The sequence below is a fragment of the Lysobacter sp. CA196 genome, assembly GCF_052078695.1.
GTDB lineage: Bacteria > Pseudomonadota > Gammaproteobacteria > Xanthomonadales > Xanthomonadaceae > Lysobacter.
Genome location: NZ_JBQJIN010000056.1, coordinates 1 through 9,076, shown reverse-complemented (window position 1 = coordinate 9,076; position 9,076 = coordinate 1). Strand labels below are relative to the sequence as shown.

7 protein-coding genes are annotated in these 9,076 nt (G+C 62.0%); 5 read left to right on the top strand and 2 right to left on the bottom strand.

Features of this window, described 5'->3' with window-relative positions; translation table 11 throughout:
• Window positions 1–423 precede the first annotated feature (423 nt).
• On the bottom strand, window positions 424–1,422 hold the full coding sequence (locus ACTOWK_RS23380) for a polyprenyl synthetase family protein (RefSeq protein ID WP_441332472.1): 999 nt from the start codon (window positions 1,420–1,422) through the stop codon (window positions 424–426).
• A gap of 682 nt (window positions 1,423–2,104) precedes the next feature.
• Here ACTOWK_RS23380 and ACTOWK_RS23375 point away from each other — a divergent pair.
• From ACTOWK_RS23375 to ACTOWK_RS23355, 5 genes are all read left to right on the top strand, one after another.
• Window positions 2,105–3,712 carry a hypothetical protein gene (locus tag ACTOWK_RS23375; RefSeq protein ID WP_441332471.1) on the top strand — a complete coding sequence of 536 codons (1,608 nt, stop codon included), beginning with the start codon at window positions 2,105–2,107 and terminating at the stop codon, window positions 3,710–3,712.
• Window positions 3,713–3,792: 80 nt separating this feature from the next.
• Window positions 3,793–4,347 (top strand): hypothetical protein, encoded by a 555-nt coding sequence (locus tag ACTOWK_RS23370; protein WP_441332470.1) that lies wholly within the window; start codon window positions 3,793–3,795, stop codon window positions 4,345–4,347.
• Window positions 4,348–5,270: 923 nt separating this feature from the next.
• Entirely contained in the window at window positions 5,271–5,804 is a 534-nt protein-coding gene (gene ssb / locus ACTOWK_RS23365; RefSeq protein ID WP_441332469.1) for a single-stranded DNA-binding protein, read from the top strand.
• A 751-nt stretch (window positions 5,805–6,555) separates the two neighbouring features.
• A complete protein-coding gene (locus tag ACTOWK_RS23360; protein ID WP_441332468.1) occupies window positions 6,556–6,969 on the top strand; it encodes a hypothetical protein in 414 nt (137 codons plus the stop codon).
• 560 nt (window positions 6,970–7,529) lie between these two features.
• The gene (locus ACTOWK_RS23355) at window positions 7,530–8,282 is read left to right on the top strand and encodes a hypothetical protein (RefSeq protein WP_441332467.1); all 753 of its coding nucleotides are present in this window, start codon (window positions 7,530–7,532) and stop codon (window positions 8,280–8,282) included.
• 80 nt (window positions 8,283–8,362) lie between these two features.
• Here the strand turns inward: ACTOWK_RS23355 and ACTOWK_RS23350 are convergent, their stop codons facing one another.
• The gene (locus tag ACTOWK_RS23350) at window positions 8,363–8,683 is read right to left on the bottom strand and encodes a hypothetical protein (RefSeq protein ID WP_441332466.1); all 321 of its coding nucleotides are present in this window, start codon (window positions 8,681–8,683) and stop codon (window positions 8,363–8,365) included.
• Window positions 8,684–9,076: the final 393 nt, after the last annotated feature.

Genomic DNA, 9,076 nt, shown 5'->3' with positions numbered 1-9,076 from the left:
GTGTAGTGGTGGCCCATGTGCAGAACCCTTCGGTGGGTGATGCACTTAAGCTTAGAGACCGCCTTACCTTTCTTTTGTTGCTTTAGACAAAAGAAAGTAACCCGCCGCTTTAGTGGCGGAAGCTTTTGGCGTTTGATCTAGATCTAGATCTTGCTTGAGCGATACGCCACAAGACCGGGACAGCGCGGTCGCGGCTTGCGCCGCTCCTACCCCGCGATAGATCGAAGCCTCGATCACTGAAGACGGCCATGCGACTTCTGCGCATCCCGCGGTCGCGACTCGCGTCGCTCCTACCCTGCGACAGAACGCCGCCTCGATCATTGGCGACGGCCATGCGGCCTCGGCGCGTCCCGCAGTCGCGGCTCACATCGCTCCTACAGGGGAGGGGCTCCCCTCCCAACCCAACTAACTAACTACCGCGACTCAATGATCGCGGCTGACCGCATACCGCGCCAAACCACGCAGGGCGGCGGTGTAGTCGTTCTCTTCCAGCGCATCCAATGCCGCTTCGGCGGCCGCCGCGTAATCGCAGGCGCGCTTGCGGCTGTAGTCGAGGCCGCCGGTAGCGTGGATCGCCGCCAATACTTCCGGCATTGCCTCGGTGTCGCCGTGCTCGACCGCGGCGCGCAGGCGTGCGCGGGTGGTGTCGTCGCTGTGGGCGATGGCGTGGATCAGCGGCAGGGTGGCCTTGCCTTCGGCGAGGTCGTCGCCGAGGTTCTTGCCCAGGGTCTGGGCATCGGAGGCGTAGTCGAGCACGTCGTCGGCGATCTGGAAGGCATAGCCCAGGGCCATGCCGTAGTCGTGCATGCGCTGCTGCACCGCGGCGTCGGAGCCGGCCAGCACCGCGCCCAGGCGGGTGGCGGCGGCGAACAACACCGCGGTCTTGCGCTCGATCACGCGCAGGTAGGCGGTTTCGTCGGTGTCCGGGTTGCGTACGTGCAGCAGCTGCAACACTTCGCCTTCGGCGATCTGGTTGGTCGTGTCGGCGAGGATCTTCATGACCTCCAGGCGGTCGAGTTCGACCATCAACTGGAAGCTGCGCGAATACAGGAAGTCGCCGACCAGCACGCTGGCGGCGTTGCCCCAGACCGCGTTGGCGGTCTTGCGCCCGCGCCGCAGGTCGGACTCGTCGACCACGTCGTCGTGGAGCAGGGTGGCGGTGTGGATGAATTCGACCACCGCGGCGAGCTGGTGCGCGTCCGGGCCGCGGTGATTCAGGGCGCCGGCGGCGAGCAGCAACAGCATCGGCCGCAGCCGCTTGCCGCCTGCACCGACGATGTATTCGGCGACCTGGTTGATCAGTACCACGTCGGAAGACAGGCGTCGGCGGATCAGCGCATCGACGGCTGCCATGTCGTCACGGGCCAGGGATTGGATGGTCGCCAGATCGGCGACGGACATGGTCGTGGCGCTGGGAGGCATGGGACGGCCGAGTGGTTGGAATCGCGATTATAGAGTGTGAGCGCCGTCGAGCTTAAGCCCGCATCGGAAGCTGTGAAGGCGGGGCGGTTTTGCCGGGTGAGTCGGTGGGCCTTGCCGAGCCCCGAAACAGGGGCGGAGCGCGCGATTTCGCCACGGCCGACGGGCCCGGGCCGGTGCAGGGTTTCGGTCCGGCGTCCGGCCGCTGCGGCCGGGCCGGTCCTTGCGACGTCGCCCTGATAGCGTTTAAGTCCCTGACGAAACAGGGTTTGCGCGCCCTGGTCGCCTGCTGCCGGCATCGGGACAGCGCCGACCACGGACCGGCGTCCGATGCCCGGCCTCGCGCCCCGGCAACGGCGCCATCGCATCGCGGCGTCGTGGCCGCAAGGACGTCCGTGCGAATCGCATCGCTCCGACGCCGGCCGACCGCGGCGTCGGGGCCTGCGACAACCTGACCCAGGGGGCGAGTATCGGAAGCCGCGAGTCGGAGGCCCCCCGAGCCGAGTGTCCGAACCGTGACCGCCCGCGCACGGACGCGATTGGCCCTGCGAATTTCGTCGGTTTTCCGGGCCATTTCTAGGGTAGGCCCTAATGGCCGCGGCCTGCGGGCGAGGATTAGGCTCAGCGCTCCGGGTCGGCGACACCCTTGCGCGCGTCCGCCCGTCCCCCGCGTCGGAGAACGAGCATGGCCATCGATGGCGTCAAGAGCACCCAGGTGCTGGACCGCGATTTCAGCGTATTCGACACCGCCAAGCAGGGCGACCCCAGCAAGGCCGACGGCAAGATCAGCCAGGAGGATCTGCAGGCGGTCGCCGACAACGTCGACAACAAGTTCACGCCCGAGCAGCAGCAGGCGGCGAAGGACGTGCTCGGCAGCCTGGCCGTGCGCAGTTTCCTCGACGTCGGTGGCGGCCAGGGCGAAGTCGACGGCACCATCGGCCGCGGTGACGTGACCGGTGCGATGGAGTCGATCAAGAACGGCAATTACAACAGCGAGCTGCTCGATACCGCCGCCGGCCGCGGGCGCTCGGACGGATTCGCGAGCAAGGACGACGTCATCGCCGCGCTCAACGATCCGGGCGTGCCGCAGCAGGTCAAGGACACCTTGCAACTGGCGCGCACCGGCGACCCCGGCGAGCTCAACGACCTGATCAAGGGCCTGAAGGAAGACGGCTACAAGGCCGGCAGCGAGTTGTACAACTCCGCCGAGTTCAAGGCCTTGTCGCCCGACGACAAGAAACGCGCGGCCGAGATCTTCCGCGACGCCAAGGGCGATGCCGCGACCACCAACGACCTGCTCAAGCAGATCAAGGACCCCTCGTTCCAGGCGCTCGGCGCGCCGCAGAAGAGCGCCAAACTGGAAGAATTCGCCCTGACCCATTCGGCCGAATTCAAGGCGCTGCCGGCCGCCGACCAGAAGAACATCACCGACGCCCTGGCCGGCCGCAAGTCCACCGACACGGCCTTGCCGAAGGCCTTGCACGACCTGATCGAGGACAAGAAATTCTCCGAGCTTTCCGCCGGCGACAAGACCGCGGTGTTGAGCCAGGCCAAGAACTATCCGGATTCGCGCTCGGTCTCGAACATGGAGCGGACCCTGCAGAAAGAGTGGTTCCAGGACCAGGACAGCGGCGACAAACAGCGTTCGCTGAAGCTGGTCGCACACTTGTCGCAACACGACAGCGGCGACCGCGCGATCATCGACAACACCCTGAACCGATTCCTGTCGCCCGATTCGGACTACGAGCTGGAGTGGAAAGCCATCCCCGACGAGGGCGGCAACACCACCTACGGCTACGCCGACGACGAGACCCTGACCTTGAACGCCAACAAGGTCCCGGCCGACAACAACCGGGTCAGCGGCAGCGACGCCGAAGCGGTGATCGAGAACACCACCGCGCACGAGGTCAGCCATCTGGTGAACGGCGACGAGACCAACCAGACCTTCGACTACCTCAACGAGGAATACCGCGCCTGGTACGTCGGCTACATGGCCGAGAACGGCAAGCCGCCGAGCAACGAGGAAGCGGCCGACCGCTGGGAATATTTCCTTAACCCCAACGGCGGCTATGCCGACTATGCTCACGGCATCCAGAGAGACTGGTGGTGGGATACCGACGGCGCGCTCGACAAGCCCGAGGAAGCCGCCAAGATCTTCGATACCCTGAGCCAGTTGACCGGCCTCAAGGTCGACGCGAGCAACTACCAGTCCGTCCTGAGCGATACGAGCAAATGGAAGACCAAGCCGTCCGATCCTGCCGCCTCGGTTCCGCCCGGAGACCGGGACAACTGAGTCCGATCGGCCGTCTGCTCCAGGGGCTCGTCCTCGCGGGGCTGGCGACCGCTACTTCCGCTTGCAGCAAGGAGATTGCGATGGACGCCAATACTACTGCCGCCGATGTGGTCGCCGAAGTCAGCGCCGCCGCGGTGCGCGACCACGGCTGGAGCAAGGACCAGATCGAAGTCGGCTCGACCGAAGCCCTCGACCTGGCCGGCTGCCGCTTCTACCGAGTCTCCAACCGGGCCCGTGCCGGCCAGCAGCCGGCCGACTACGCGGTGCTGCCTGACGGTTCGCTGGTCAGCGGCACCCAGACCGGCGGCGCCAGCGGCGCCGAAGCCGTGCTGCGCAGTTGCGGCCAGAACGCCCCGGCCGAATGGTGGGCGCAGGTCGTCTCCCGGTTCGCCCCGGTCGGCGGAGTCATGGTCGACGAAAACGCCCCGTCGGCGATCCGCCGCATCCGCAACTCCGGCGCCAGTTCGCACCAGCCGACCCTGCAGCCCAACGGCAGCGCCAAGGTGCTGACCTTCTACAGCAACGACTACGAGCGCAGCACCACCTATCGGGTGACCGCTACGCTCGATGCGGCCGGCAAGCTCAGCGTCGACAAGACCGCCTTGGTGTCGGCGCAGGCGCAGCCTGCGCATTGAGGCGGGGCTGCTGCGTCAATCGATGGCCGATGCGTTTCGGCGGGCCGATGTGCTGCCGAGCCGATGCGCTTCGGTGTTCCGGTGGACTCAGGGTAGGAGCGACGCAAGTCGCGACCGCGCCGCTTCAGCTTCGCGGCGTTACCGGCTGCAGCCCCTGTAGGAGCGGCGCAAGCCGCGACCGCGCTGCTCGCTGTGGCGGCGTGTCTTGCCGCAGAGCGGAGAAGCCACATCAACCGCAAAGCTTCCGCCCGCTGACGCGGCCGGGTTACTTTCTTTTGCTGGCCCAAAAGTCCCACAGGGAGTTCCTTCGGTCAAAGCTAACCAAAGGGAGGCCTTCCTTGACAGAGCTCCCCTGCGAGCTCGCAGCTGTCGCCGGGATTTTCCGATAAGACATCCCTGTCTTATCGGTTCATTTTGTTCAAAAGCCGGGCGCACGTCCTGTGCGCCGCCCTATGGGTCTACGGTTGCATCGTGAGTTCGGCACTGCGCCAAGCTTTCACGGCAACGGCAACGGCAACGGCAACGGCAGGGGCAGGGGCAGGGGCAGATCGTCGCCGCGCTTGGGTAGGAGCGGCGCAAGCCGCGACCGCCATGCCCGGCCTACTGCGTAAGGATGGCGGCCCCTGTGATGGGGCCCTGAAGACATGCCCCTAGGGGGCCCGTGGGCACCTCCGCCCGGCCAGCCCGGTTCCGGGCCCCGACCCCGGCAACGTCCCGCCGGCCAACGGAACCTGCGCACTCCGGGGACTCCGCCTGGCCCCAGACCCAAGCCAGCCAAGCTTCCAGCCCACCCAACCCGCCTCAGACCGGGCTGCGCCCACATCGGACAAACCCCACCCCAAACCGCGCCGGGCTCCGATGGCGGGGGAGGCCGCTATAATCCATCATCCCGGCCGTACCCCCGGCAATTTGTAAGGAATCCCATGGCACGCGGCATCAACAAGGTCATCCTGGTCGGCAACCTCGGTAACGATCCTGAGACCAAATACACCCAGGGCGGCATGGCCGTGACCACCCTCAGCCTGGCCACCACCAGCGTCCGCAAGGACAAGGACGGCCAGACCCAGGAACGCACCGAGTGGCACCGGGTCAAGCTGTTCGGCAAGCTCGGCGAAATCGCCGGCGAATACCTGCGCAAGGGCCGCCAGGTCTATATCGAAGGCTCGATCCGCTACGACAAGTTCACCGGTCAGGACGGCGTCGAGAAGTACTTCACCGACATCATCGCCGACGAGATGCAGATGCTCGGCGGCGGCGATGCAGGCGGCGGTGGCGGCGAACGCCCCGCGCGTGCCTCCGGCGGCGGTGGCGAGCGTTCCGCGCGTCCGTCCGGCGGCGGCGGTGGCGGTGGCGGTTATGGCGGCGGTCGCCAGGACTCCGCCCCGCGTCGCGAAGCGCCCCCGGCCAAGTCGAACGACTTCGGCGACGATTTCGCGGACGACGATATTCCGTTCTGAGTCAGCGCTCGATAGCTTTAATCGAAAAACGGGAGGCTTCGGCCTCCCGTTTTTTTGTTTGTGGCGTTAGGAGCTGAACTAGGGCGATGGGAGTATTAGTGCCGATAAGCCAACTCGATTGCATAGGCAGCTGGACATAACGCAAGACTCTGCGGAGTGCCCCTGTACTGAGGTGATCGTTTCGCGATCCCTGCTGCAGTGCCCTCCGGTAATAAAGCGCCTGTCTTAGTCCGCATTCACCCAGGGGCCTGGAAGTTGCACCGGGGCCGACACGAATGGTTGGCCGCCTTTGCCTGTATGAGCCGTTACTGTTATAGCGTGATTCCGCGAAAGCTCTAGGGGCGAAGTACACCTTCAGTACTCCAAGTCAGCAGAAGGTATCCTCTTCGACGTGCTCGCCGCGGAAATGACTCGCAGTCAGTGAGGCGACAAACGTCGGCTCATCATTTCTGGGGAGAATTATGGCTACAAAGCAAACTCGCCCGAGAGCCGCTAAGGCCGCGTCAAAGGTGCTGAAATCGTCATCGACGGGGAAAAATTCGAAGATCGCTGCGGGAAGTGCCCTGACGCAGTCCAAGACCAAAAAGGAGAGCACATCGAAGCGGGCAGCGACTGCTGCATCTAAGGTGCTAAGAGATGGGCGAACCTCCGCGGCGTCAAAAACTGCTGCTGCTAGCGCTTTATCGCAGGCGCCACGCAAGAAAGCGAGCGGCGGCGATACTGGCCCATTAAAACCTCGCAAGAAAGCCAAATGAACCTGGCCGATCTTCAGCGCGCTAAAGACACCAATACGGCGAAGGCGAGTGACGTGGTGCGTCAATTTGCTTTTGCCGGCATTGCTGTAGTTTGGCTACTCCGATCTGCCGACGCAGCTGAGCCAATTCCAACTGCGCTGATCCCAGCACTAGCACTATTTGGGATCGCTCTTACGTGTGATCTATTGCAGTATGTCGTCGGTAGCGTCATTTGGACGACGTACTACCGCATGAAGCTAAAACAAAATATTTCTGAGACAACCGAATTTCAGGAGCTATGGTTCATTACGCTACCTACTTATACTCTTTTTGCAGTTAAGATCATTCTTTCAATCGCGGCATGGGCGTTTGTCGCGTACTATCTGGCCGGCAACTGGAAGTTACTTGGTGATTTTTACCCGCTAATATGACATGCCTGCCCAATCGTCTCGAGTTTTACAACCTTTGCTGTGCGATGCATTTTTGCTATAGGGGCGATGCCGGCATGGCTGTGTAAGCGGAATTAATTCATATAAAAATACCGGTGTTTAGGTCGACCCTTTTTAGCTTTGTTCTTCCCTTTCAAATTTTTAATGTAGTAAAGCCGATCCAGGCCCTATGTTCTAGTCGGCACAACACGCTGGGGGGAATAATGTTTTCTGTCCGCCAGTATCCTTACTCGCGTCTAATCGAGCTAGTCAATCTGACAGGATGCGAGATCCAAGATGTTCGTATCCGATTTTCCACGGAAGGTTCCGGGGGCGGGACTATTAACATCGCAGATGCAATCGCACCGAAACAGGCTGTGGCCTGGTCTTTGAAGAGTCAACGAAAGCGCGTCCGATCTGTCGCGGTTGCGTATCGAGGTGGAGATGGGGTCGAGCACATGGCGGGCGAGGTAATTCTCGCCCCGAATAGATCCTATTTCCATTGGTTGAAGTTGACTATCAGGGACGGAGGAGATCTCTACGGCGTCGGTAGGGTGCAAGGCATGCCCCGCCCAACTTATTATCCCTCAGGCTTCGGCGCCGAAGCCGTCGAAGCTGTTGAAGTAGATGCGCCCGAGGAGATCTCGATTTCGATTGATCGCGATGACTCCGTGCCGTCAACCCAGTTCATCGAGGTCGTAAGCTTCGCAGCCACCGCTACTAGTATCCGCTTTCTGAGTCTCCTCGACACTGACGGAAATCCCCACGAGATACCTGCTGATATTGCCTTGAAGCCAGGCGGTCACTTCGACCTTGAGATGACGGCCAAGGTTGGTGTTAGACAGCTAAAAGTGGTGTGCGAAGATGCTGGTGTACTTAAAACGGCGTATGCGGACTTTACCGCGGTAGGACACGCATCCTTCCGATATGGCTCGGTTCTATGGGATGGGCTGTCGGAGAGCATTCCTTGGATGGGGCAAGCCGATTTCGCCGACGACGTCGCGCACAGTGGGATTAATGTCCCGCAGGTGGTTGTGGAGCAGAATCCGGCGCCCGAATTTCCCGATGTCTTCTGCGGCACCCCGATGCGCCTGAGAAATCTGGAGCCATACCGCGTGCATGTGCGCTACTCGCAGGCCTTCTGGAATGAGGGGGCAGTGCACATCTGCGACCCGACCCGCGTGCTGGAGGAAATGGAGTGTACGCTCGCGCCGCAGGGTGTTTTGCCGTTGGGATGCAGTCATTACAGGACGCCCAACATGCTTTGCTCCTGGAACAAGCGATGGTGCGTCACTGGTGCGATCCAAGTGCTGTGACGTGCGATAAAAGAGCGGCCGGTTCGCTGACGCTCATTTGTCGAACTGATCGGTTTCAGCACGTGAGCCAACAGACAGTCCTATATTCTCTCTGGCTTGACTCGAAAGGTTCCATCGTAGTCGGTCAGGGGTTCGAGCTTCATCCGTTCGAGTCGCACCAGCTTGGTGAGTTTGAAGTTCGGACAGTGTCCGGTTAGGACGTCGTCTTCAGGTGCGCGAATCCCGGTCATGAATCTCCAGTGCACTTCGATTTCAGTGCTCGTTTCAAAGTCGCCCATATCAATCCAGACTCCATGCTCGCTCGGAATCTGTCCGGGTTTGCTGAAGGGGTGCGGGATTCCATTGATCAATAATTGTTCGAAGTCCGCCTTGAGCTTGCTGAGCGGTCGTGTGGTGACCACGTATGCTACATGCCGATCGCTAAGTCATTCTCGAATACACCCACTTCGATTGTCTTGCTTTCCATGCGTCCACCTGTAGGACAGGTTAGGTGTCACCACGATAGTGCCGAGGGGTGTTCCGCCTAGTGATTATCGATTTCCGGACGAGTTCAGGCGCATGGATGGGTGGCCATTCGCAGTGCCGCTTCGAATCATCGCCGGCCCTTCTAGATCGCAGGCCATGTCTGCTTTGATCGACAGCGGACGGCGCCGGTTGTCGGAGCTGGTGTCGACCCACCATAAATCAGTGCCACACAAAACTAGAGGTCGCCGGGTCGTTTTGGATCCGAAACTCGTTGGGCGTTAAACCGCCCAGGCTGTCGTGGGGTATCTCGGCGTTGTAGTCACAAAGCC